Here is a 26,193-nt window from a genome sequence, read left to right as displayed (position 1 = left end):
ATGATCCTGCTACAATATTCAACCAAGCGATTACTGGAGTAGCTGCCAGCACCTGCCGGGAAGATCCGCTTGGAATATTTCGATATTCCCTGCATCGGCAATTGTCACGAAACAACTGCGTCCGTCAATTCCGCCAAAAGTCAGGTTGGTGCAGTCTTTGCCCAACAAAGGGACTTCTACAAGCAACTCACCGCTTGGTGAAATTTTGGCAATTCTGCCTTTGCCATGACGGGTAACGTATAGATTTCCGGCTATGTCGCAACGCATCCCATCCAGTCCGAAATCAGGAAATTCGATTAAAAGTCGTTTATTGCTAATTAGAAAGTCCACGGATAGATCGTATGCCCAAATTCGGCGTTGTCGTGTTTCATTTACATAAAGCGTCTTCTCATCCGGACTAACTTCAATTCCGTTGGTAGTTCCCATATTAGCTTCCAATAAATCAGCCTTGCCGCTTGCATCGATACGCCAGAGTTGTCCAGTAGAATCCTTCCAATTCGGGTCGCTGGCAAAAATAACCCCGTTTGAAGTAATCGCAAGATCATTGGGTTGATTCATAGCCGGTTCATGAACAAATACGGATATTTGGCGAGTCGCGATATCGACTTTCAGAATATTATGGCCTGTATGATCGGCAATCAACATTTCCCCCAGTCGGTTCAGACGGATCCCGCAGCCAGTGCTCCCATCTGCCAATTCAAGAAATATGGAGCATTCGGCTGCAGGCGTCACCTTTCCAATTGTATGTCTACGGGCAAAGTTCACCGCATACAAATTGCCTTCCCGATCGCAAGCAGGCCCTTCAATTCCCGAAGTGAAACCTTTGGGTTCAGTAAAAGACCGACTAATAAAATTAGATTGACTCATCAAGGGAAGCCTGAGCGATTACATCAATTTCAACGAGCAGATCATAGTTTAAATCACAATAGATAGCCGTGCGGCTAGGATACGGGCTGTTGAAGAAACGTTTATAAATGTTATTGAATTCCTCATACAGCTTTCTATCGCTCAAATAAATATTACATTTCACCACGTCGTCCAAAGTAAGTCCCGCAGCGTCGAGAATCTTTTTAATGTTTTCCATCGTTTGAACCGTTTGCGATTCCAGATCACTGCCAACAACGGAGCCTGTCAAAGGATCAAGTCCGCCTTGCCCGGATACGAAAACCAATGATCCCGTTTTGATAGCAGAAGAGACCGGTTTGCTGTTGCCTGAACTCATTATCTCCGTTCGCATAAATAGACCTCCAATATTTTTCAAGAGTAGCTTTCTCGTGGATCATACGCAACGCCCAATTCGTCCAAGGACAACGGGCGCCCCTGATATAAGGATTCCATTGCCGTATTAATGAGGTAAGTGGTCAACAGGTTTCTTTCAATCGGGCAAGGAGGCGTGCCATAAAGAATCATCTCCTCGATCAATTCAGTCAATCTAGTAAAATGGCTATATGGCCGCTCTTGCCCCGTATTGCAGTACGCTGCTATATAAGCGTCCCCATGTTCCTGAACAGCAAAGCTCCATCGGGTGGCAAATTTATCAAGTTGCGCCACATATCCCATTGTTCCGTCTTTATACGCAACAACAAATAGTGCGGGATTGGGGCATTCATAGCGGGGATGCCTTCCGGATAGTTCCGGCTCGAGTGCTAGCGCATTCATCATCAGCGCCTCCGGCCACTCCGCCCGATCCATTGCCTGCCACATCTCATCGCCAGCCAAAGCATGAACGGACGCAACCCCCGTCTCGGCACCACGTCGCTGCTCCGCCAATACTTGCAAAACTTCCAAGCCATGAAATCCGTAGGATTCATGCCCGCCATGGCTGACGACAAAGAAAGTACGACCTCCCTGTAAAAAGGATCGATCGAAGTCAGGTACATAATCCGTATATGGAATGGAGGATCCAGCCATGAAAGGAATACCCCGACTCTTAACTCTCTCATAAATCCAGCGCGCATCGCCGTTATCATAGGAGAAATGCTTATCCAGGAATATCGGCACGCGGATTCCGTGACACTCCATTGCAGCTAACGTCTCTTGCATAAACCGCAGCCGTGGATACAAGTGCTGTTGTTTCTCATTCCATGGGTAATCCCCATGCTCTCCGATTACGACAATACCGTCGATTTTCCGTTCGGGAGCGCCCCATGCAACCGCTTCCTCAATTGTCGCGCAGATTGGTACGCCATGCTTGGCGGACAGCTCGTGACTCAAGTCTCTATCCGTTACTTGCTCAACATACATAGCAACCAGTTCGACTTGTGGTTCATATCCTAGTTCGCCGAGCAACCTGCTAATAATCACATCTGCGTGCGAGTTGAGCCAATACTGGGTAATTACAGCTGCGACTCGTTTTTTCATACTTCAACCGCCTCCGTCTTCATCGGGTTCAAATCTGAATCCCTCCGTCTATCGTATACAGCGATCCCGTTATATACGAAGAAACATCGGACAGCAGGAACGAAGCAAGCTCGGATACTTCGTCAGGGGTACCGCTGCGCCTTAGCCAGATATCCTTTCGCATCGTTCCCGGCTTTTCGGGCGACAGCTTCTTAATATCTCCCGGTATGATCACATTAGCTCGTATGCCATGCTCAGCATTCTCGGCAGCGATAACCTGCGTCAAGAAATTGATCCCGGCTTTGGATGACCCGTATGCTCCTTCTCCCGCCCTTGGTTTTACGCCAAGGACTGAAGATGTATTGATAATTGATCCGCCTCCGGATTGCTTCATCAACAGGATGGCATGCTTGCAAATGAGAAATGTCGAAGTGAGCGTGCCTTGGATAACTTGGTTCCAGTCCTCCAATGTATATTCTGCAACCTGTTTTCGATTCTGCGTGTAGCTATTATGGAATGACCCATCCAAACGGCCAAAATGCTCTAGAATTTGCTGGAACATGTCGGCGACCTGATCTCCATTGCTTGCATCAGCCTGCACGAAAAGCAGGCGATCCGTGCCATACTGCTTTAGCATCGCAATGATATCGGGGGATTCTTCTGCAGCTACCCAATCATTGGCGATGACCTTGCCACCCTTGGCTAAAAAAATCCGCACCGAGGCGAGCCCAATTTTGCCAAGCGCACCGGTCACAATAATTACTTTGTCCCGAAGCGGCAAATCCATTTGATCGCCTCCTGTTCTAGATAATAAGATGCGGATATTTGCTTCATTGGAGGGTCTCATCGCTTCCCAAAAAAATCTTCAATTGTTCAACTTCTATGCCAGCCAGCAACACGATGCCGATTCCGTGAGCATCGTTTGTCTTCCATTTCAAGTCATCCTTATAGTAATCAGCGGTGAACGCATATTTTGATCCTACACACACACCATGCACATTGCCATACTGGTCGATCGCCCTGCTTGTTAGTCCTTTCCAGGCAAGTTGAATCGAAGCTTCAAATGCGGAACGATTATCCTTCAGGATACCCATACGCAAACCTCTACAGAAAGCGTAAATGAACATGGCCGTGCAGGAGGTCTCTTCATAGGAATCGGGATGGGTCAAAACTTGATGCCACAAACCGTTTTCCCCTTGAAGTGAAAGTATTCCATCACAAAACTCTTGGAAAAATGCAACTAAATCTGCTCTGCGGGAATGGGTTGAAGGTAATACTTCCAGCAGCTCCGACAGCGAAAATATCGGCCAACCGTTCCCACGGCCCCAGGGCACATATGTGGCTGTGTTAAATTTAAAATCATAAACATGCGACATAATTTTCAGCTCAGGCATGTATAAATATTTTTTATAGGACATAAATTGCTCAACTGCATCATCAAGAATGGCCACATCCCCCGTGAGTGAATAATAGCGTTTCATGAACGGGGTGCTCATATACAAATCGTCGCCCCAAAGTGTCTTCTCCATGTAATATCCGGGACTTTCCCGATAAAATGCCCCGTCCTCTCTACGTTCCTGACGGTTAATTATGAAATCGGCTATCGCTTCGGCTACTTTCAGATAAGTACTTTCCTGCTCTTCTGTATAAGCCTCTAGCATAGCAAAGCCAAACGAACCGCAATCATCCAACATATCCAATTCAACCAACTGATGGTTTACCCATGGGAAGCCGTACTGTTGACCATCCCATAGTGCATAATCGTAAAGTTTGGTACACTCCGATATATGGTGGGTCACATAATGTACGATGTCTTCTCGCTCCAACATTCTGCCAGCATGTAGTAATCCATACAGCGTGACGCCTAGCGGATAGTTCCAACGTGCAAAATTCATATTTTCCAAATAGGGACGAACCCAAGCATTCGGTTGATCCAGCCGCCAATAAAGGCCTCCGTTCTCTGGTTCCCAGACTGTATACATCGTTTGCAGTTCTTCAGGCTTATACGTTCTATCATTTTGAAAAGGTCCTGCGTACAACCAGCGTTCATCTGTTCCTTGTATGGGATGTGGAAGCTCGATCTCACATAACTTATCATTCTGATGGATGTCTAAATGGAATCCCCAATCTTCCCCATTACTTTCTGATCGTATCAAGAGTTGATGTTGCCCATAGGCGAGATCGATATCAAAATGGATAGGTTCAGAGGCTCGGGAATGGAAGACTTCTATTCCGTTTATCCAGACGGTTAGTGCTGCGCTCTGAGTGGTTCCCCTAAAGGAGTAGAGTTGCTTGCCTGGAGATTGACAAAGCAGGCGAGTCCAACCAAAAGCATACTGAGCTGTTTTAATTTGATTGCCGAACATTCTCGTGAAAACAGGTTGCCTGATCTTGTCTGCTCCCCACCTTAACGATGGCCGCCATTCAATGCCCGTCTCCATCTCACTTTGATCGGGCACAGGCAACGCACGATCTCTGTACACATCTTCATCTGTGGGAAGCGAGTAAATCCATCCTGCTTGACCTGCTCGCTCCTTGAAAGGTGATAAGGCAGGAGGATTAGCCCATTTGCTTCGAATCGTACCGAGGATACATCCGAACCCCGATGCCGTTTTACGCAATTTAATCATGAGTGTAGTCCAACCCGAATTCAGCGGTATTTTCAAACTGCTTTTTTTCGTAGGGTTCAGCTCATCAACCGCCTCTGTCTTATAGAACTGCAGTCCATTCACATACACGATTGCCGGGCCATAGCAGCTGAGTCCCCACTCTACAACCCTGTCCGTTTCGCTCCAAATTTGGGTGAAGGCGTAGCCAAACTGTCCGTTCTTCGCATCAGGAAACTTCTCTCCCAGGTTGAGGTCATATCTGCCATCTGCCAATTGCCTAAATCCTTGTCGGCTATACAACCGCCAAGTAAACGAGTTCGAGGGGTGCGTCCCGATATATCGGTTAGCAATATTCTCCAGGATACGCTGGGTATTTAGGCCACATCGTGCATGCATGCTTTGCTGCTCGTCGAAATGCTGTGTTGTTAGCATTGGGATCTGCTCCTTAATGAAATCGTTTTTATGATTCCATTTTAGACTCCAACAATCGTATTGTCTTTGCCCTGCATTATGATAATATGTTGTTATATTGTGATGCGTTTAGAGGAGGGCCTCCTATTGACTCTCATAAAGGATTTTCGACTTCAGACTGAACCGGTCCAGATGATGTTTCATCGTCAAACGACTGTCTTCTGGGACATTTATCACGCTCACCAAGGCATGGAATTTATCTATGTGCATGAAGGGGAAGGCTCCGTCATCATTGATACATTTATGCACGAGATAAAACCAAACACATTAATGTTTTTCCAACCTTATCAACTGCATAGGGTCAAAATGGATTTAAATACGAAAACAAACAAATTCTACGAACGCTCTAAGTTTATATTTGAACCGTCAATTATTGACAACATGCTCAGCACTTTGCCCAAAACGCAGAGTTTTTTTCGATCCTTGTGGAAGGATACCCTTCCCTGTCAAGTCTTGTACTTGCCCGAATTAGCGGCAGAATGGGATGTTCAGTTAAAAAAATTAGAATATGCTTTACGGATGACTCCCAAGGAAGAACACGAAGAAGCGTTCACCATTTTCTTGATGGCCTTCCTGCAGGATTTACGAGCTCATTGGTCATATAAACCGGACCTAGGTTCCTCCTTCCGACGCCCAATCCATCATGTTGAACACATCATGAAATGGATCGATGACCACTATCAGAATCCCTTCAAGCTGGTAGATCTGGCAGAATCCCTGCATTTAACTACCACACATGTATCACAGCTCTTTCGCAAATTTTCGGGCAGCAGCATTACGGAATATTTAACGGCCAAACGATTAAGGGAAGCTTGTTGGTTGCTCAGAACAACAGCAGAGCCTGTTCATAACATCTCCTCTGCTGTCGGGCTGAACAATGTATCTTACTTCTGCCAATTATTCAAAACCCACATCGGAACCTCTCCGCACCAATATCGCAAAAACAACACACATAATTTATAAGGAAAATGTGCGCTGCCACCATTAAGCCTCAATTAAAATGTATGTGTTTTTTCAAAAATAAAAGCGCTTTGGCGACCGCATCACTATAACTCTCGTCGAGACCATGTCCCTCTCCGGGGTATCGGACAAACTCATTATCCACACCGACTCTCGATAGCTCGGCTTGCATGATGATCGATTGTTCGATGGGCACATCCGTGTCCTCTTCGCCATGAAGCAGCAAAGTTGGAGGATAATCAAGCGTCACATTACGGATCGGACAGAAGGCATCGAAAGCGCGCGGCTCCGTCTTCGGATCGTGACCGACGACTATGTTCGGCCAAAGACCGTTCTGTCGACAATAAATATATAAATTCTCCTCGCGCGACACGGGAGGCATCTGACAGTAATAGGCATCCGGCTCCGCATACCATTTCCCCGCAATATCTCCATATCCAAAAAGAGATACCAAAGCAAGCGGTCTCGGTTCCACGCAAAATCCAGACATTAATGTCAAATAACCTCCCGCCGAGGATCCGATGACCGCCATACGGTCGGAATCAATTTGGAACAGGTCAGGTCCTTGTTCACGCACCCATCGAATAGCGTCCTGCAAGTCTTCAATAATCGACTTCAGCTTGACTTCAGGGGCAAGACGGTAATCAATCGAAACAACGGTGTAACCTTCATTGACATAACTCATTAAACCACGAGACCTGATATCCATCCTGCTCCCGCGCATTAAGCAGCCACCGTGAACCCATACAATAACCGGGCGAATCAGTTCATCCTCCAATCTGTATACGTCTGCTTGAATGTTGCAGCTTCCAACCGTCTTGTATGTATACGTCCGCTCCATCATCATGATAATCCTCCCTCATAAGTTTGTTGTGATTTAGTCTAAAAACCCTGATCTCTTAACGAGATCAGGGTTGCAACACGATGTCAATAGCAGTTATGGAGTAGAGACCGGCTGCCATTTTGCATAAAGTACGGTATCGGCTTCAATTGCTTTGCTGAAATCGAAATGATGAGCTAACGTTTCGTCGAACCATCCTAAAAAGGTATAATTAACCCTTGTAGGCGGCGTCGGAGCTGTAACGGTTCCGCCTAGCGACATTCCGTTTGCGTTAACTGTCACTGTCCCATCAGATGTAACGCCGTCATTATACTTATAGGTAAGAGTATAGCTCGCATTATAGCTGCCTTCGGTTACATAAACCGAAATTGGCAGAGAAAGACCATCATCCAATTTAACAAGGAAAGCTCCTTTTCCTTTTGCCGGTTGCCCCGTTAATACATTTGCGGCCGAATTGGCAAGGTCAACAAGGCCTTTTGTAATGGTAGTTCCAAATTGCTCGCCTAAGAAATTTTTGCCGATTTTCTTGGGGTTGCCTGTTACAGTGAGTACCAAGTCAACACCCTCCGTTATAGTGCCTTGGGTATTCCCTAGTGAATTTGTAACGGTAAACCAATCATAATCATTGTTTTTCAGCAAATCATATTGGGTTCCTGTTGGAACACCGGCTGTTTTGATCGTGACTTGTTGAGTTGCATTGCCTGTAATGTTAACCTGATACTTGCTGCCATCCGACCTTAAAGCGGTTGGTCTGGTAGGAATAATCACATCTTTTCCGCTTTCTATGGCCCCAATATCAGGAGCGACTCCTGCGTAATCAGCCGCGGTTACAAAGTTCGGAATGGTTGTACCCGCATCAAAACCAAGACTTCCGCTTGTTTGGCTTAAATCACCTTCGGCTCTGTTGGTAAACGTTGCCTTTTTGCTGGAATCAGGAGCAATGGCGGTTCCGGTTTTTACTCCCGTTATCCCATTAGGCTCAACAATTGGCGCAGGTCCTCCGGTACTAGTGGCATTCGTGGATGCCGAGGTCCCGTTAAACAAGTCAAAATCGTAGCTCGCGCCGGGATAATTATACATATGTTTAATCGTAATTACGTTTTGACCGCCAACAGGACTATCAATGGATTCAATAATATTATTCCGATAATACGGTCTATAGATTTGAGCGTCTTTACGGGTTATATGACCTAATGAACTAAGAATGGTATTATTAAACAGATAGTTAACTCCGAGCCCCTTCGTCCATTCTCTAGGAGCTGTTCCGTGCTTGGTTATTCCTTGAATCAATCCCCACTCGTCACCCAAGTTCATTAGAAGATTTCTATACACATAAACAGGACCTACATAATTGGAATCCATGCCGAAGCCGCCGGAGACTCCTTCTATTTTGTTGTTGTAGAACCTTAAGTTCATATCCGCGCCTTCTAATTCCATGCTGTCGGCTTGAGCATACGCCAAATAATTGCCGTACACGTCGGAATCCGTTCCAACGCCGCCGTCTCTATCGCCGTTTACAAACGTTTCAATGCCAGCGTTAAACCGGTGATCATCGCTTCCGACAATGTCGTTATAGCGAATAACGACACCTTGTCCGCCTCTTGCATACATGCCGCTTACACCTTGAGGATGTTTTTCATTCCATTCGAAGAATCCCGGTGCATTTTCATACCACCCTCTGCCGCCGCCGGCGTTCCATGCATTGGATTTGGTTCTGGCGTCATGAATGTAGTTTTTTTCAATGACGAGATTGCTCGCGTCACTTACAAAAATACCGGAGTCATTGTTCACAGGCGTGGCGTTGGCCGAGTAAAGATGCCCTGTACGCAAGTCAACCGCTAAATTCGGATCTGCATGCGAGGTAATCGTTTGTTTGCCCAGATATTGTGTGGCTACTCTACCAAAATTGGAAATATCATTATTAATAATTCGGATGTGGTGACTGGAGCTGAGAACCGATATGGCGCTTCTCTTGCCTCCACGTATGATTAAGTTTTCCAAAATCACATATTCGGACTGTCCGATCGATACCGCTTCCCAGAATTCATCGGAGACTTCGACAACCGTACTGCCATCTCCAATGATACGGATATATCCGTTGGGTGTTCCTCTTATCCCTTGAATGGACAACGGTTTTCCCGGCTCATAGATGGATGCGATCGGGATATCCGTTGCAATCGGGACTTCTTCTTTCCATGTTCTTATCGTTTGGGTGTACGTAGAGTTGTCCTTGAGTACTTTAACCTCCACTTCATATTCCGTGTCGGGCTCGAGACCGACGATAGAGCCTCTGAACTGCTTGTTAGGCGAATCGTAGGCCAGTGCAAGACCATTTTCCCAGGGTATGGTTCCTACTTTCCTGAAGCGCACCTCATTGGCAGGGTCAAGAACAACCTGCATTGTGTTTGGAGCAGCAATCGGAAGGGTATAAGTAAACGTATCGCCAGGAGTCGTATAACCGGCATAATTCAGATACATGCTTATATTATTGAACGTAGTTCTCAATAGCAGCTGGCCGCCTGTATTGGGAATAGGATTTCCGGAACCGTATTGACTGGTTGTGGAAATGGTTGTTTTAAATACCTTATCCGGCGTTACGCCGTCGGAGTATTCAATTCTCACTCTTATGATTTCGTTAGTTCCGCCGGTTCCGGCCAGATAACTAATCGCTCCTTCGAAGGCTCCCGTTGTCGCATTATAACCGGGTTTGGGCTGAATAACCCAGGCGTTTCCCGTATTTCTCGGTTGAGCAGGTATTACATAGTTGGCCGGATCCGCCGATTTCCGCCATACCGTAACTACAGCATTCGGATCGGAGGAAGGAATACTATAGTATCCATCTCTCGATTTTCCCACGGCCGTAATATCAACACCCGGAACTGCTACCGGCAATGCGGCTTCATCGGCAATATGTCGGTTTTCATCAAAGAGAACTTCTGCGGTATTGGTCGAGGCATTCCACGTGTATGTTGCTTCAAAGGCATACATCAGAGTATCCAAGGGGATAAAGCTTCTGACCCCATCCTTAAAGGGCATTCGCGTGGCAATCGTTGAACTGTTATTTAATGTAACCTGGTTGCTTCCGTATTCAGCGGTCATTTCATAATAATCATTTTTTAGAACAAATTGATTGCCATCGATAGACTCATAGAACACCGAATATAAGTAATGAGCCATCGTCTCAGCAGAAACCCATATTTTACCATCAATAAACTTAGGCGGTACATCCGATTTCACGGTGTCGCCGTTCACTGTTATGTGGATAGGAGAAGACGGACTGGTAATAACAACAGGCGCATGTGTATAACCTGCAAATATGGAATTAGGAATAACAAATGAAATCAATAATGCTGCAATAAACAAGGATCTCCATCTTGGTTTCGATTTGACAGCCATTTAATTGTAAACCTCCTTTTATTATTTGCTAAATGCCCTCGGTAAGTACGAACCTCCCCTCTTTCTTCATAATGAATTACAGATATTATTTCGCAATTGTGTTGGCCCCATCGAGTTAAGAAAAGCATATGCAAGCGTTCACAACTTATCAAGTGCTCAATTTCCAAATGGCAATGATATTCTACAAGTCCGTAAGTCATATCCATTACAGGTGTTCTTACTTTTTCACCTTGGTACGCAAATTCTACATTTGCTTATGTTTCATCCTACTTTCCTTTGAGTTGACTATAGCTGGACCATACTCACCTGTAATAACGGGATAGTATTTCACGAAATTCGTATCCTCCGATTGAAAAGCATGCTCCCACATTTTGCTGTACATTTCCTTCAGAACGTCTTTCGAATCCGGAAAGCTCGCAATATTGTGCATTTCAAGCGGATCTGATTCCAGGTCGTATAACTCGTCGAAGTCGGTTGGATTATAGACGAATTTATACTTCTTCGTCTTGACCATCCGGCTGGTATAGTATAATTCGGTCCCGTTGCATTGGGCGTATATGCTGTCCCGCCAGTTATCCGGAGTTTTACCTGAGAGGAACGGAATCAGGCTGTGCCCGCATGTTTTGCTCAACGGTTCTGCTCCGGTGAGTTCGATTAATGTAGGTGAAATATCCATAAGTGTAACAAATTGTTCAACTATTCTTCCCGGATTCATAACAAGCTTGGGAGAACTTATAATGAGAGGAACGCGATACCCTTCATCGAACATACTGATACCTTTGCAGTATAAACCGTGTGCCCCGGCATGTTCTCCATGATCGGAAACGAAGACAATCCATGTATGATCCATCTGTCCGTTCCGATCCAATGCATCAAGAACTTCACCAAATAAATCGTCAATCAGCGTGCAGTACCCCCAATAATGCGCTATGGATTCCTTAACCTCCGCTTCGCTAAACTGGCTGAACACTTTTCTCATGCGTTGATAGATTCGGGGTTTATCCTGCAGATCATCATGATAATTAGGCGGCAATTGTATCAGATCAGGATCATACATAGAGCCGTATTTTTCTGGAATAACAAATGGATCATGCGGACCGTTCGGTCCTATATACATACACCAGGGATCTTCACTGTCTTTCAGTCGGTCCAATTGCGAAATGGCTTGATGGACGCATTCGTAGTCGTCTAACTCCGTGTAGGTTTTCTCCGATGTACCATAAAGGATATTGCTTCCCCAGCCAGGACGTAAGATTTCTCCGCGTTTGCGACTTCTTGTACCGCTTTCGCATATCATTTCCTGGTATGAACGCCTTCGTTTCCCATTATCGATTTCCTGTTCCTTCAAATACAATTCCGTCCAACCTCTGGATTGCGGAGTTTCTACAGCCGAAACATGCCATTTCCCTGCGTAATACATTTGATAACCGCTGTCCGCCAAACTCTCCGAAAATGTTTCGATTCCCGGGTTTAGCTGAATACGGATCGCTTGATCATTTGAAACGTTATTGAATACTCCATGCTGTGAAGGATAAAGACCAGTCATCAACGAAGCTCTTGCCGGACAGCAATGCGCCATAGGCGGGTATGCGAACTGAAAGTTAACACCCGATTTGCCGATTTTATCTATGTTCGGGGTTTTGCAAGGATGACCGGGAAATGTGACCTGAGCCTGCATTTGGTCTGGCATAAATATTAAAACGTTTGGACGGGATTGGTTCTTCATAGATTGTCCCCCTCCCATTTTTAGTTTAAGGAAGCCCATAAATCGGTCATTGCGATTAGAGGATTATGACCCATATATTCCCTGCATGGCTGGTTGAACTCGGTATAAGGCTTTCTTTGAAGCTCCGTCTGTTGTCCTCCATGAGGATGATAAAACTCCCATAACGTTCCCGTTTTTATAAATTGTTCAGCTGTACTGTCCAATGCGCGTTCCAGAATTATTTTGGCCGCATCGTTTCTTCCATACAAGGTACAACCCCGGGCTACCCAATAGGTGATACAGTTCCAGGAAGGCCCCCGCCACATACGCAGTTCAAATGCCGGATCCTCCAGAGCGATAGTCGGAATTGGATGATTGGTGAAAAAACGCTTCGGATTCAATACATTTTCATCGATTACGCGATTCGCTTGCTCCATAGTTGCCGCACCTACAATCATCGGCCACATGCCCTCAAAAGTAAGATGCCGGTTTCGAGTATTATTGACCGACCAAATATCGTGGAATAGTGCGGTTTCCTCATCGAACAAGGCGACGCGCATAAATTCCGCAAGCTGCTTGGCTCTCGTTTGCCATTTCTCGGATTCGACCGGCATGTCAAGAAGCCCCGCCCATTGTGCAGCGTATACATGCATTTGATAAACATGGGCAGTCGCATCGACACACGCATAAGGACCCGGAGTGGCATTGACATAACGAATTCCGTCATCGACTCCGCTTTCCCAAACTTTTTTCCATAGGTCGATATAATAATAGCCTTCGTATTCGGCCTTTCGTTTTGTTTCAAACCAACCGATTTGACGAAGCAGAGCTTTGTAGGCTGTTTTCAAAAAATCAACATCACCATACAAGTCATAAAAATCCTGAACGGCCACCGGCCAAAACGGAGGATGCCCTTTCACCGTGCTCCATTTCACCTCGCCCTCCTTAAACCAAATGCAGCCGGGGATCAATCCGTCGGCAGTCTGCAGGCTCAAGTAATTTAAGATTTGATTTTTGGCATGAATCGGCTCATAACGGAGCGTGTCTAAGGCTGCATGCGTGAGATCAATGTGACCGTATGCCGGGCCATAGCAATATCCTGTTCCAATTTCTTCCCAAGCATATTGAAAGGGAGGCGCCGGTTCGCGAGTGCACTTTTTATGAAGCTCTACCGTATATTCCAGCATCGATTTCCAACCGGGCTTACCCTTTTCATAGGCTTGCTCTATTAAACTTGGCATGAAAGTATCTCCTTATTAATCACTGATTGGGTTAGGACTGTTTCCACAGTCCTTCTTGCAATGAGCGTCCGTGACCGTGATACTCACTACGATTCTTCAGCCGGTGCAGCGTTTCCTTGACTGCGATTTCGACAGCGGCATCGATGATTTCATTGCCAAATTCCGCGCTTGAATCTCTAGCATCCAACTTGCCGCCGACGCCGATCAGCGGTTCTCCTCGCGGCAGAAGCAAATCCAGTCGGACCGTTTCGGGATGCAGAGCCATCATATGCGATGTTTCCCAACCTCCCGCATGATCGCCGGCAACCTCGTATTGATCGGCTATCAGTATATGATCGACGAACGCCCAAGCCAACATGCCGACACTTCGACTGTACTTTCGTTTATTGAATAGTAGTGCCGCCGACCTTGCATGGTCGATCAATGGGTAATGACCCGCTACCAATACGCCAACTTGAAAGCCGAGCGACTCCGCTTCGGCAAGAATGTGAAGCAGAAGCTTCTCATAGTTAAGCACTTGCTCAGTTGCGGAAAAAGGCATGCGCTCCGGAAGAAAATTGTCAGGCGAAAGCTCCATTTTCTCAGCAATCAGATGTCGATCCTGCGCACTCGCTTCCATTAAACATTCCACCCGGCTCTCGCCATAGTACAATGGGGGAAAAACGAGCCCACCGCCTTGCCGGGCACAGCGAATGGCAATGCCTTCCGCCTGCAACGAATCGGCGCCGACTGCATTATGTAACCCGTGCCATTCCAGTGTGCCAATCGGAATATACACAACCGGACACACTTTCCTCCGGGCAACAATTTGATCGGGGCGCAGCATGTGATATCGGACTTCATCGTTCAAAAGTAGACTCACTCCTCTTCAATTTAGACTGATTCCTGCCTTTACGATCGTGTGATAATAATAAAAAATCGGGTAATAATATTGAGCAAACTTCTTGGGACTATCACCCCAAAAAATAAGGGCATTACCGGATATTTCTCTTCTCTCTTTGTCTCCTGGGCCAACTGTTTGTATGGCTTCTTTAAACGTAACTCGACCAACCTCCAAAAACTTCTTGTCGCCAGTAAACTCAAAGGCATACGAAAGAGACTCCAGACAGATCGGATTAGTGTGTAAATGTTGGGTACTCGGCAGCTCTTTATAGTAGAACAAGCCCGTAGCCTTTACATAACAATGCTCCACATAATCCTCCATTGCATCTATGATCATCTGCTTAATCCGTACCTCAGGGCGGATTCGATAATAACGCATTAGACTGTTGACCGCGATGCAGATCATGAAGCCAGAACGATAAACCACATGACCGGCAGCCGGAGCCAGCCATGCGCCATACTTATTTTTCCATTCTTCGAAGTGATCGACGATATGATCGGCAGATTGCAGCCATTTATCGTCGTAGGTCTCGTTATACAAAGCTCCCAAACTACGTAGAGCCCAACCACTTTCTCTTGCAGAAATTCCTCCCTCACCTTGGTAACGGGGAGTACTCAGCAGCCTCATGATATTTTCTCCGATACCTATTGCCGCCTCCAGAGCAGATTCTTCTCCCGTTAAGTGGTAATAATCAAGCAAACCTTCTACCCACTCATGGCATACTTTTACTTCTCCCGTTACATGATTGGCTGAATGCATCACTTGGCCTTGATGGCGCATAGGATTGGAGCTATAGTGGAGTATATCCACATCCTTCCAGTGCTCCACTGCTCTAAGCAAATAGTCATAAAATCTTCTTTTCCCAGTTCTCGCATACAAATGCATCATCGCATGCGGGAGATCATACTCGTTATTTACCCAAACCCAATCTCCGCCGCCTCTGCCTTGAAATGTATAGTTTTTATCGGGAGCATCGCCCCAATACAACATGCCATACGTTTTCGAACGGCCGTCCGCCATTCGATAAAATCCGCGCTCCACCCAATCAAAGGTTTGATCGTCCGGAATCGATTCGATAATGCCGGCACGCTCAAATGCAGCGGCTTCAAGAACGGGATGATCCGCAAGCTGAAATTGAAGACTGCGCAAGTTAACCTCTTCCAGCGTTTCTTTCCCACCATGTACATGCAGAAACAATCGGTGAGTTTTGGCCATACCCTGAAGCATTGTAATTGGATGCCCCGTGGGAATGATACCGACGGTTATTTCTTCCCCATTAACCTCCAACGATTTTGGGAAATTTTGTTTGGCCTGAAACAAGGTTACACTAATTCCGCCCTGCTCAGGTTCAGACAGATCGGCCCAGAATGTCCCCGCAAACGTTTCCGGTTGGTCCTCGATAAATTCTTTTTCAAGAAGCTCAGCTGTAAACGTACAAGACAACCGATCTCCCGTAGCCCCACTCATCATTCTGCGATCGACCTCGGTGCGGCTAATCCCCAATCGAGGTTGAGCGGAAGTCAGAATATGCTGAGCGGAACGAACATATAGCTCGGAAGCATGAATCACTTGCTCTCTCTCGGGCTCCTTATTTATGATCTGATAATCAACCATCAACCACGATTTTCCGGAAAACGCATAGACTCGGGCAACAAAATCAAACCATTTTTTTTCATTTTCACGACATCGGTGCTTGCCTTTTGCTTCAACAACACATCGAACAGGGCCCGTTTCGATGATGCGCCAGCCATCTGCAGATATTTCACAATCATATTCATGATTGGAGGCATCTTTTATGGCAGGCCCAACCACATCATGGGTGGGGATACCTCCGTTTTGCTTCACTGATTGAAATAACCCTATTCCTCCCGGCGCCGTCAATTCCGCTTCGATCGCTCCTGTACGGATCACAAGCATGCCATTGTTCGACTCGACCATGACCGATTCCGCAGGCGTTACTGTAACACGGTCAGTCGATATGGTGAACCGTTTGCCTAGATTAGCCGGAAGATCGGCTAGAAAATGCAACAACAGCCATTTAACGGAACCATCAGGCCATTTGGCGGTCACCCTCGTTTGCGTAGGAACCGCTACATGGCCGTCAAGAACAGATACGGTTGTTGAATCTGTTAATACCCCTTTTGCGAAAGGCACCGCAATCATACTTGGTTCTTCGTACCTTGGATGCATGGAAATCTTCTCAAAATACAGCGATATCATATAGAACTCTCCTTCTCTATAAATCCTCGGAAGAAACGATACGACTTAGCGCGATGAGCAGTAAAAATACCGCTAAATAGGAAGGCAGCAGTTGCCTTCCTATTTAGAATGTTCTATTGACTTCAAAAATTATTGGGAAGCTTTCAAAGCGCGTTGATACGCCGCATTATACGTCTTGACCAAATCTTCCAAGCCGCGTTTATTTAATTCGCCGACGAATTTATCGAAATTAGATATCGGTTCTTGACCCATGATGAAATTGATCATGTATTCGCTCGTTGTATCCATAATCGGCTGCATGCTTTTGGATACAATATCCTGCTCCTCTTGAGTAAAGCTCAGCTGCGGCTCCTGCTTGGTCCAATCAGGTTTTGACGTTTCTACGGCATCAGCCACCAACATGCCTTGATTGCGATCCTGGAACAAACTCGGCATTGGAGGGCTAAAGAAGTATTTGGATGTGCTTATGCCAAGTTTCACAGGATTATTGATCATATCCTTTTTGAACTCTTCCGTATATTGCGGTTTTCCATCTTTCATAGTATAGCTTGTGCCTTCAATCCCATATTGCGTCAGTAGCTTGCCTTCAGGGCTGTACAAGTAATTATAGAATTTCACGATCAATTCCGCGTTTTTGGACTTGGACGAAATCGCCATGACGCCTTTTAGACTATAATCGGGCAGCAGCTCGCCAATTCCGTTTTTATTCTTGATCGCTCCACTGCCTACCATCTTGGCTTGCGGATTTTCCTTTTTGAGTATATCCGTAAAGAAGTCGGTGCGCGACGGGTTAAAATAGATGGACCCCACAGTGCCATTGCTTACTTTCGCTTCCCATTGCTGCTTCGAGATGATCGCAAACTCGGGATCAATTAATTTTTCTGTGAAAAGCTTGTTTAAAAACGTCAGTGCGTCTTTCATCCCGGGGAGAGAAGGACCGAATTGAAACACTCCTTCGCTGTTCAAATACATGCGATGATCGGCCCCGAACGCTCTGAAAATCGGAAAGTTATTATATCCTTGAGGAGCGAACGGGATCGTTTCTTCGCCACCCAATTTCGCATCTTTGAACGCTTTAAGAACTTGATAGAACTCATCCGGGGTTGAAGGAGCTTTCAATTGGACCTGATCCAGCCAATCCTGCCTGAATTGTGGGACGGAAGCGGTGACTCCCGGCATAGTGAAAAACGGTATCCCATAAATTTTTCCGTCGGAAGCCCTCAGTGAAGCTTCCACCCCCTCATCCTTAATCGCCTGCAAAATATTGGGTCCGAACTCATTTAATAAATCATCCAACGCCATAAAGGCTCCATCCATACCGTACCTTTTCGCCAAAGCTAAGTTCGATTCCATGACATCCGGCAATTCTCCGGAAACCAGTGTCACCTTATACTTGTCTTCATAGCTTGCATTGGGTATATTGATCAACTTCAGCTGTACATTCGTTCTTTTTTCGATTTCCGCAAAAATGGGTTCATTTCCAGATTGCGGTTTCGTATCATGAGCGGAATTGAAAATTTCGAACGAAGCCTTTTCTTTCAATGGAAATATTGCTGTAGGTGCTGCGCTTGCCGTTTCTGTAACAGATGGTGCTGCGCTTGGACTTGATTGCGTACCTTGTTCTGAAGTTGAGCTGCTACAACCCGCAGTGCCGATTACCACAGCCGAGCAGAGCGCCATCAGCCACAAACCTTTCTTAAATCCCTTCATCTTCCGAACCCCTCCTATAACATTGGTATATATGGTAAAAAGCTTGCGCTTTTTCACCCTTTCAGCGATCCGATCATTGCGCCTTTGGCAAAATACTTCTGGATGAACGGGTACACAAGAATAATGGGTAAAGCGACAATGATGATGGTGGCATATTTGAGCGATTCCGCCATCAATATGGTCTCCGTGCCCATATCCGATCCCCCCGTGATATCGGCCGTTTGACCAAGCAATACGATCTTTCGTAAAAATAATTGCACAGGATACAGACTCTCGCTTTGTAAATAGATCATCGCTGGAAAGTAACTGTTCCAATGACCGACTGCATAAAACAGGGAAATCGTTACGAAAGCTGGTTTCGATAAAGGCAGTATAATACGAAACAATATGCTCATCGCAGACGCTCCATCAATCGTGGCCGCTTCTTCCAATTCCTTGGGCAAATTCTCGAAAAATGTCTTCATCAGAATGACGTTCCACGTACTGATTGCACCAGGAATTAAAAGCGCCCAATAAGTATTCAACATGCCAAGGGACTTCACGATCAAGAAAGTGGGTATCAATCCACCGGAAAACACAAGCGTGAACGTAATCATAATCATAAATGACTTGCGGAATACAAGATTCCTCCTGGAGAGCGGGTAAGCCATCAAGGAAGTGAGCAGCATGTTGATTGCCGTGCCCGTAACGGTGTAGAAGACTGTGTTCACATATCCCATTCTTAATTCTCCATAACCCAATATGGTTTTATAAGCCTCTAAACTGAAGCCGATCGGCCATAAAAAGATTTGATTCTTCATAACTGCTGTAGGATCGCTTAACGAGGACGATAAGACGTATATAAATGGATACAAGGTAAAGATCACGACGAAGATGACGAGGATCCGGGAAACATTGATAAATATTCGATCTTCCCAGCTATCAACGATTTTCATTGGATTTCCCTCCGCTCGGTTTACCATATACTGGTTTTCGTTGCCTTTTTGCTGATTTTGTTTGCCGTAAACACTAATATTAGGCCTACAACGGAATTAAACAAGTCGACTGCTGCCGCGAAGCTAAACTCACCGGAAATCAAACCTCTGCGGTAAACATAGGTAGACAACACATCGGCCGTCTCATAGGTGACGGGATTGTATAACAAAATAATGGATTCCGCACCGACGCTCAGGATATCGCCAAGTTGCAAAATAAGTAAGATAATGATGACAGGTAAAATTCCCGGAAGCGTTACATGCCAAACTTTCTTAAGCTTGCTGGCTCCATCTATGGAAGCTGCTTCATATAGATCAGAGTTAATTCCTGCGATTGCCGCCAAATAAATGATCGTCCCCCACCCGACCGATTTCCATATCCCCATGGTGATGAATATTGTTCTGAAATAATCCGGAATTAACAGAAACGAAATCGGACTGATATCGAAAAGACCCAAAAATTTGTTAGCCAATCCAGAGGATGGCGATAGAAAATTGACTACAAGCCCTGCAATAACGACAGTAGAAATAAAATGAGGCAAAAAACTGATCGTCTGACTAACCTTTTTAAACCAGACATTTCTTAATTCATTAAATGCAAGCGCTAAAATAATCGGCGCGGGGAAGGCAAATAGAAGCTGATACACATTAATGAGAAGCGTGTTTCGGATCAGGCGCCATACATCTGGCCCTTCAAAAAACTCAATAAAATACTTGAACCATACCCACTCGCTGTTAAAAATCCCTTCGTACAGATTGTATCTTTGAAAAGCAATAAGTACTCCGTACATTGGCGCATACTTGAAAACTAGAAAATAAATAATTCCGGGTAGCAGCATGAGTAAAAGCAATTTGTCTCTTTTGATTAAACGTAAGGTTTGTTTCAAAACATCGCCTCTTCCTCTTCCAAATCTCACAGTAACATGACTTCCATTACACATCTTCGCATCGTGTTGGATTTGTTTCTTTTTGTTAACCCGATCATAAAAGCGGTTTCATTTTTATTCAAGCATTCAATTTCAAACAGGAATTCAAATTCTACATTTTGAGTAAGCGGTCTTATTCTTGAGTCGGTCTTGTTTTTCCCGAAGCATTATTCTTCTACAATGGAGTGGCAATAAGCCCCATTAAAATGAAGTAGGCCCATGCGCAATTGCATGGGCCTCTCCCAGAACCAGGACGTGCGGGTCATCGCATGCGGTACCTCCACATGTGTCCGGCTTTCATACTTTCACCCGTTAGTCGTTGCGCTGCCAAGCGCACCAAAAACAGCCCAGCAAAGCGGGGCTGTTTCATGATAGTCCCCTGAATTTCCCAGGTGTCATCCCTTCCTGTTTTTTGAAGGTAGTAATAAAAGTGTTTTTGTTCAAATAACCGACTTTTTCTCCAACCTCGTCGATATGGAGATTTTTATCGTTAATCAGCAACTCTTTGGCATGTTCAATACGTAGCCGATTAACATATTGGACAAAATTAATTCCGGTCTGATCTTTAAAAAAGCGACTCAAATATTTGGGATTCATTTCAAAATGCTCGGCAAGTTTGGCCAATGATATATCGCTGTCATAATGAGAACCGATATATTGAATCATCTGGTTCTTTAAATCGTCGTTTTTGCTTTCCTTTTTTCCGTACAACGTGTCGATCATATACCGGTAAATGCCGAATACTAAGTCCTTCATACTTTCCAAGCCTTCAATTTCTTTGTTTTTATAAATACTGATGACAGCTTCGTCAAACACTTCTTCTTCGTTATTCGCGCTGCTCCTTTGGATGATTTTGTTTGCCGTAGCCATAAGTGTATTGTAAAGATCGTTTAATATTAAATACGTATTAATGGCATGCCTATTCCTGTCAATGATTTCATTCAATACCTGCTCGAGCTTGACATAATCGCCGGAAAGAACGTTTCCAATGATTTGCTGCTCCAATTCGATAGGATAATCCAAATACTTCTGTACGAAGTTAATGTCTTTATGCGAGATAAGCTGTATCGTTTTGTCCATTTCACGGTAATTTAAAGCTTCCAGCGCTTCTTCGTAAGATCGATTCACGGTCATCAAATCATCACACGGTCTACCAATTCCTAATACGATTGAACAGCGGAAGTTTTCAGGCAATTCGGAGATTTCCTCCATTGCTGTATGCATTTTAAGAGCAAGCATCTCTTCTGTTTCATAATTCGCAAGAATTGATATTTGATTTCTTCCGATATTCGTTACTATGGACAAAATATTCTCCTCATTGTTCAAAATTTGATTAAACACTTCAATAATACGGCTATTGATATTCATTTGTTGGAAGGTAGTGCTTAAAGTATCGTCCATCTCGATCTTTGCCGCGATAACCGAAAAGAATGGATACTTAAATCCTGCGGCAGAAACCGGTCCGACCTTCATGTGCTCCTCCGAAATTCCCAAGATCATCGTTTTTGCATAATAATCTTTCAACAGAGAAATATGTTCCGTTTCGCTTTGAATCAAATGTTGATTCCGCTCTGTAATGTAAAGGATGTGGTTGGAGATCAGCTCCAATTCACTTATTTTTTTTTCATTTTTCCAATCCGCCGAGGACTTATCGAATTGGAATGACCTCACGATTTCCCCAATGGGCTTGTATAAATTTTTCGTTAGAAATACGGACAGCATTACCCCCAAACTAAATAGAAACAAACTCGTAATAACCATCCAATTTTGTATAAAAGTAACCGACTTAAAAATATGTTCCACCGATGAAAACATGACATACTTCCAATCCATCACATTGGAATCGAATTGGGAAACGAAGTACTTCTTGTATTGAATGTTATTGGTAGCGCTTCCATACACCGTCTCATTCAATAATTCTTGTCTCTCCCGATCAGAGAATCGTTCATTTATTTGGTTTGTATACGATTCAATGATTGTTTGCGACTGATCGTCTAAAATATAAAATCCAGTTTGAGCGTCCGGTGAATTAACGGAATTCATCATGGAAATAAATTTATCCTCATTAATTAAAACGACAATTGTCCCCCTAGTCTCTATGTTGTAAAGGGGGAACGACGATAATATAACAATATAGCGGTCGCCCGAATCATCCGTCAACTTGAAGGTGCCGAGATCTCGATAGAGATTTCTATCATGCAACTTCTGTATTAGTTGCTCTCGATCATTACTTTCGGGTTTATATATGTATTCGAAGAAATAATCCGAATAAAATAAACCTGACTCCGTGATAATCCAATTCGTATCCTTATAGTATACGTATACATCGTCAATAAAAGATTGAGTACCTTTGATTCGATTTAATGATTTAGAAACATCAAGCAGTTTCGATGAATTGCCGGGATCGACATCCGCGGTCAGTGAAAGTTGATATACAGTTTTCCTTATTTCCTCCATTTTTTGCTCAATATTAACAAAGACATGTTTCAGCAGAATATCGTTGTTTTTTCTCACTTCCTCTTGAAGTGCATTCGAGAAAAAAAAATATGCCAGACCTCCAAAGATAAGGATCGGAAACAAGATCAAAATAATAAATGAGCATAAGAGCTTAAAAAAAACGCTGCTTGTATTTGGAAAACGAATGCGCAGCCAACTGATTTTCATATCAATGCCCCCAACTGGATAAGATCAAAAGCGAATTCCAACCGAGTTGTTGCCCTGAAAGCAATGAACGGAACTTTAATAACACGTTTGCAGGATAGTGGAGGTTAAAACCCGTAATTTCCAGTAAAAGGGGATGTTCCACCATGGTATCCCTCTCCTTGTTGGTTGTCAAGTCATCTCGAATAAGGGGGCCGGGGTGATGAAAAGTGACAATATACCTCCATCATTGCCTATTATATAATAAATGAAACACAGGTTTCAATATCAGGAACATCTCATAACCAACCAAGAAAGGCGGTATCACATGAAATTGTTGATAAGAGAAGACACGAGTAAAAAGAGAAAGCTAAAATAATTTCTTAGCAAATTACAGAAGCCCAAGCAATAAGCTTGGGCTCCAAAAAATATAAACACGGAAAGTCCGTTGGATAAGTTATAACGAATGTATCAAACGGTCCCCCCTTTATTTCGTCACGATAAAGTTAGGGAGATTTTTTTCAAGATAGTTAATTCTTTCCGAATAATCTTGTTCTGCAAGAGTTTCCGAAAGTATATGGTTCGACACTAACAAGTCATAAAATGATTTTAGCATCTGGGCTGATATAGCGGAAGTAATCATCATTCTTTGACCGTCGATCAGCACAGAAGATATTTTTTCAGGCTGTACAAGTTCAATCTGTACGCCGTTCCTGTCGATTATGAAATACATCTCCTTTACATTTTCAAACACTAAATGTTTTACTTCTGCCCCGTTTGCCAAGCGAGTCTGAACTTCTTTCATTGAATAGCCCGGAATCGGATCATTTATCAGCAGCCATTTTGCAAATTCTTTTGCATCGACTTCATCTGTGTCGTATTTTTTCCAAACTGCACCATTATCTTTGCTTATCTGTACAGTGTTATCCATCATGACACGAAGATATATTTCGTTGTCCATGTAAACTGCACGATACTTGGAAGCCATTAAGCTGTCTATCAACTTCGGTACATCATATTTCTTGTTGAATGTTAAATCGTGCGGCATTAAATCCGTAGTGGTGCCACCTTGAGATAATGCGGGCACTATTTGGGTTGTGATGGCACCTTGATAGAGAGAGGGCTCACTATAGGCTATAGGTTCGTCGACACCCGTAGCAGATTCCGTTTTGTCCAATGCAGAGGTCGCAAAGATGACAACAACACAGGCTGCAAGCCCAATAGCTAGCAGCGTCGTAGTAATAGTGATTCTCTTGATTTTCATGATCGAAATAATCCTTTCTTCGGTTGAATTTTTGGAAAAGCTACTAATCATCGGCGACAAGCCGATTTTCTTTTCTTCCAAACGTACAAGCGCCCTAGCATAACTAGGTTTCATGTTTTCCCCAAATTTTCGTATGACTGTTTCATCACAGAATAGCTCGATATCACGGTTCGCAAGAATATACATGACCCAAACAATAGGGTTGAACCAATGGATGCATACGCTAGTGGCAAGAATCCATTTCTTTAGTGTGTCGAATCGCTTGATGTGCGTAAATTCGTGGGTCAGGATAAGCGCAAGTTGTTTCTCATCGTCATAATCTAAATTTTTCGGCAAGAGTACAACAGGCCGAAAAATACCGTATGTAAGCGGAGTTGAAATATAATCTAGTTGCCTGATTTGAACATCTCGCCATAACAAATTTGAAAGCTGCCATTTTCTTATAAAATCGTTTCTAATAGGCACAGCCATTTTGTAGATTTTGCGATACCTTAAATGCGGAATAATAAAAAATAAAGCACACATCGTAAAACCAACGAACCACACCCATACAAAAGGCGATATTTGTGAAGCCGTCTTCAATGGCATAATCGGCGCGGTCACATGTTCTGTAATTGGTGGCATGATTACCGTAGTTCCATTAATAAATGTTGAACTTTCTGGCGCGGAAATCACTTTTGGCGCTGTATACATTCCGCTTATATGCTCCGCTGCCGTAAAAATGCTAAATTGCGATTGAACTGAAACAGGTACAAGCAATTGAATTAATGCAACACCCCAAAGAAACATAAAGGTCATTTTGGGCAGCTTGTGAATAAGCAAGGAACGCAAGAAAATAACTGCAAGAATAAAGACGGAAGCCGAGATACTTATTTGAAGTAACGACATTCCCTCACCTCATTCCATGCTATCAATAAGACGTTTCAAGCGGCTAATTTCTTCTGTCGACAGTCGTTTCTGTCCCAACAATGAAGCAATCAGTCTGTCGGGGGCGCCATCATACATTTTATTTATCAGCTCCGTTGTTTCGTGTTCTTGAGCCTGCTCTCGTGTAACAACCGCATGGCAAACGAAATTAGGTTCATGCCGCTCGATCGCCCCTTTATCAAGGCATCTCTTGATGATGGTATACGTTGTTGTTTTACTCCAACCTACTTTTTCTTTTGCAATTTCTGCAATTCTCTTTGCGGGGGTATCGCCTTCTGTCCACAAGATTTCCATAATATTAAGCTCGCTATCGAATAACTTCATAACCAAATGAAAACACCTCGTTCCTATATATTCTACTGCTGTAGAATCACACATTAACATTCTACTGTAGTAGAATAGTTTTGTCGATAGAGTCCTGTAGTTTTCTTAACGACGACAGGCGTTGCGAATGCGGGGACAAGTAAACGAGTTGGAGCCCGTCAGGAAATTCCTGACGGGCTCTTGGAGTATTATGGCAGGTTCATGATGAAGAATACTTGTGGCAGCAGGATTCCGCTCAGGGAGCATAAACTTCCGGATTATCGTTTCTCCAAGCGCCTATGCAGCCAATCAAACAGGCCGTGTAGCTTCTCAACTCTCTAGCGGCTTCATTATCCTCGTATTCCATTACAATATTTATGCTTGGCTTGCGCCATGCCAATATTCGGCCTGAATAGCCTGGGCGCCAACACTCCTCATCCAATGCAGGCGGTCCATATTCGTGTATGGATTCCTCGGGCGTTGAGCTCATCGTCATCCCCCCGGGCAAGCTTCCGGGGAACGGGGCTTTAATTCGATCATCCGCCCCCGGCGCAAGAAAATGTATGGCGCCAATGATCCATCCATCTTCAGCTGCATATTGGAGCCCGGTCAAATCATTTATTTTGGGCGCGCGATAGACATCAATGCGTAACGAAGCTTTCGCCGACCAGATTATATCGTCGTTGAAATAGCTGTTCGGTGCCGGTATCCTCTTGACACCGAATGATTGCAGCAAGGCTTGGACTTGTTTGGGCTCGTACGGATGCCCAAGCAATTGGATGA

The 26,193-nt window shown here is 44.4% G+C and carries 19 protein-coding genes; 1 reads left to right on the top strand and 18 read right to left on the bottom strand.

Annotated features, from left to right (window positions below; all coding sequences use genetic code 11):
- Positions 1 to 30: 30 nt before the first annotated feature.
- From PAT3040_RS00430 to PAT3040_RS00410, 5 genes are read right to left on the bottom strand one after another with little or no spacing between them, the layout of a single operon-like run.
- Entirely contained in the window at positions 31 to 867 is an 837-nt protein-coding gene (locus tag PAT3040_RS00430; RefSeq protein ID WP_108991074.1) for an SMP-30/gluconolactonase/LRE family protein, read from the bottom strand.
- The gene (locus PAT3040_RS00425; RefSeq protein WP_108991073.1) at positions 854 to 1,237 is read right to left on the bottom strand and encodes a RidA family protein; all 384 of its coding nucleotides are present in this window, start codon (positions 1,235 to 1,237) and stop codon (positions 854 to 856) included. The genes PAT3040_RS00430 and PAT3040_RS00425 overlap by 14 nt, the downstream gene beginning before the upstream one ends.
- Positions 1,238 to 1,257: 20 nt before the next feature.
- Positions 1,258 to 2,361 (bottom strand): hypothetical protein, encoded by a 1,104-nt coding sequence (locus tag PAT3040_RS00420; protein ID WP_108991072.1) that lies wholly within the window; start codon positions 2,359 to 2,361, stop codon positions 1,258 to 1,260.
- Positions 2,362 to 2,389: 28 nt separating this feature from the next.
- Entirely contained in the window at positions 2,390 to 3,127 is a 738-nt protein-coding gene (locus tag PAT3040_RS00415; protein ID WP_181376357.1) for an SDR family NAD(P)-dependent oxidoreductase, read from the bottom strand.
- A gap of 43 nt (positions 3,128 to 3,170) precedes the next feature.
- Positions 3,171 to 5,381 (bottom strand): glycoside hydrolase family 88/105 protein, encoded by a 2,211-nt coding sequence (locus tag PAT3040_RS00410; protein ID WP_108991070.1) that lies wholly within the window; start codon positions 5,379 to 5,381, stop codon positions 3,171 to 3,173.
- 126 nt (positions 5,382 to 5,507) lie between these two features.
- Here PAT3040_RS00410 and PAT3040_RS00405 point away from each other — a divergent pair, with 126 nt between their 5' ends.
- Entirely contained in the window at positions 5,508 to 6,383 is an 876-nt protein-coding gene (locus PAT3040_RS00405; RefSeq protein WP_181376356.1) for an AraC family transcriptional regulator, read from the top strand.
- Between the two features lie 28 nt (positions 6,384 to 6,411).
- On the opposite strand, the gene PAT3040_RS00400 is transcribed toward PAT3040_RS00405, so the two are convergent.
- From PAT3040_RS00400 to PAT3040_RS37875, 13 genes are all read right to left on the bottom strand, one after another.
- A complete protein-coding gene (locus PAT3040_RS00400; protein ID WP_108991068.1) occupies positions 6,412 to 7,227 on the bottom strand; it encodes an alpha/beta hydrolase in 816 nt (271 codons plus the stop codon).
- Positions 7,228 to 7,317: 90 nt separating this feature from the next.
- Positions 7,318 to 10,617, bottom strand: a complete 3,300-nt coding sequence (locus PAT3040_RS00395) for an InlB B-repeat-containing protein (protein ID WP_108991067.1) — start codon at positions 10,615 to 10,617, stop codon at positions 7,318 to 7,320.
- Between the two features lie 244 nt (positions 10,618 to 10,861).
- A complete protein-coding gene (locus tag PAT3040_RS00390; protein ID WP_108991066.1) occupies positions 10,862 to 12,382 on the bottom strand; it encodes a sulfatase family protein in 1,521 nt (506 codons plus the stop codon).
- Complete coding sequence (locus tag PAT3040_RS00385) at positions 12,364 to 13,563, bottom strand: MGH1-like glycoside hydrolase domain-containing protein (protein WP_108991065.1); 1,200 nt, start codon at positions 13,561 to 13,563, stop codon at positions 12,364 to 12,366. Before PAT3040_RS00385 ends, PAT3040_RS00390 begins: the two co-directional genes overlap by 19 nt.
- Before the next feature lie 31 nt (positions 13,564 to 13,594).
- Positions 13,595 to 14,413, bottom strand: coding sequence for a creatininase family protein (locus tag PAT3040_RS00380; protein WP_108991064.1), 819 nt, complete (start codon positions 14,411 to 14,413; stop codon positions 13,595 to 13,597).
- A gap of 18 nt (positions 14,414 to 14,431) precedes the next feature.
- Entirely contained in the window at positions 14,432 to 16,666 is a 2,235-nt protein-coding gene (locus PAT3040_RS00375; protein WP_108991063.1) for an RIFT barrel domain-containing protein, read from the bottom strand.
- Positions 16,667 to 16,795: 129 nt separating this feature from the next.
- On the bottom strand, positions 16,796 to 18,376 hold the full coding sequence (locus tag PAT3040_RS00370; protein ID WP_108991062.1) for an extracellular solute-binding protein: 1,581 nt from the start codon (positions 18,374 to 18,376) through the stop codon (positions 16,796 to 16,798).
- A gap of 53 nt (positions 18,377 to 18,429) precedes the next feature.
- Positions 18,430 to 19,311 carry a carbohydrate ABC transporter permease gene (locus PAT3040_RS00365; RefSeq protein WP_108991061.1) on the bottom strand — a complete coding sequence of 294 codons (882 nt, stop codon included), beginning with the start codon at positions 19,309 to 19,311 and terminating at the stop codon, positions 18,430 to 18,432.
- Positions 19,312 to 19,331: 20 nt separating this feature from the next.
- Positions 19,332 to 20,237, bottom strand: coding sequence for an ABC transporter permease (locus tag PAT3040_RS00360; RefSeq protein ID WP_258234766.1), 906 nt, complete (start codon positions 20,235 to 20,237; stop codon positions 19,332 to 19,334).
- A 405-nt stretch (positions 20,238 to 20,642) separates the two neighbouring features.
- Positions 20,643 to 22,940 carry a helix-turn-helix domain-containing protein gene (locus PAT3040_RS00355; protein ID WP_108991059.1) on the bottom strand — a complete coding sequence of 766 codons (2,298 nt, stop codon included), beginning with the start codon at positions 22,938 to 22,940 and terminating at the stop codon, positions 20,643 to 20,645.
- Between the two features lie 463 nt (positions 22,941 to 23,403).
- A complete protein-coding gene (locus PAT3040_RS00350) occupies positions 23,404 to 25,068 on the bottom strand; it encodes a M56 family metallopeptidase (RefSeq protein ID WP_108991058.1) in 1,665 nt (554 codons plus the stop codon).
- Between the two features lie 9 nt (positions 25,069 to 25,077).
- Positions 25,078 to 25,431: a BlaI/MecI/CopY family transcriptional regulator gene (locus tag PAT3040_RS00345; protein WP_258234765.1), complete on the bottom strand. Its 354-nt coding sequence runs from the start codon at positions 25,429 to 25,431 to the stop codon at positions 25,078 to 25,080.
- Between the two features lie 235 nt (positions 25,432 to 25,666).
- Positions 25,667 to 26,191 carry a hypothetical protein gene (locus tag PAT3040_RS37875; protein WP_258234764.1) on the bottom strand — a complete coding sequence of 175 codons (525 nt, stop codon included), beginning with the start codon at positions 26,189 to 26,191 and terminating at the stop codon, positions 25,667 to 25,669.
- Positions 26,192 to 26,193 lie beyond the last annotated feature (2 nt).

It is taken from the genome of Paenibacillus agaridevorans, assembly GCF_003112455.1.
In the GTDB taxonomy this organism is placed as follows: Bacteria; Bacillota; Bacilli; order Paenibacillales; family Paenibacillaceae; genus Pristimantibacillus; species Pristimantibacillus agaridevorans.
Note: the sequence above shows the minus strand (reverse complement) of the source record. Positions and strands in the feature narration are given on the sequence as shown.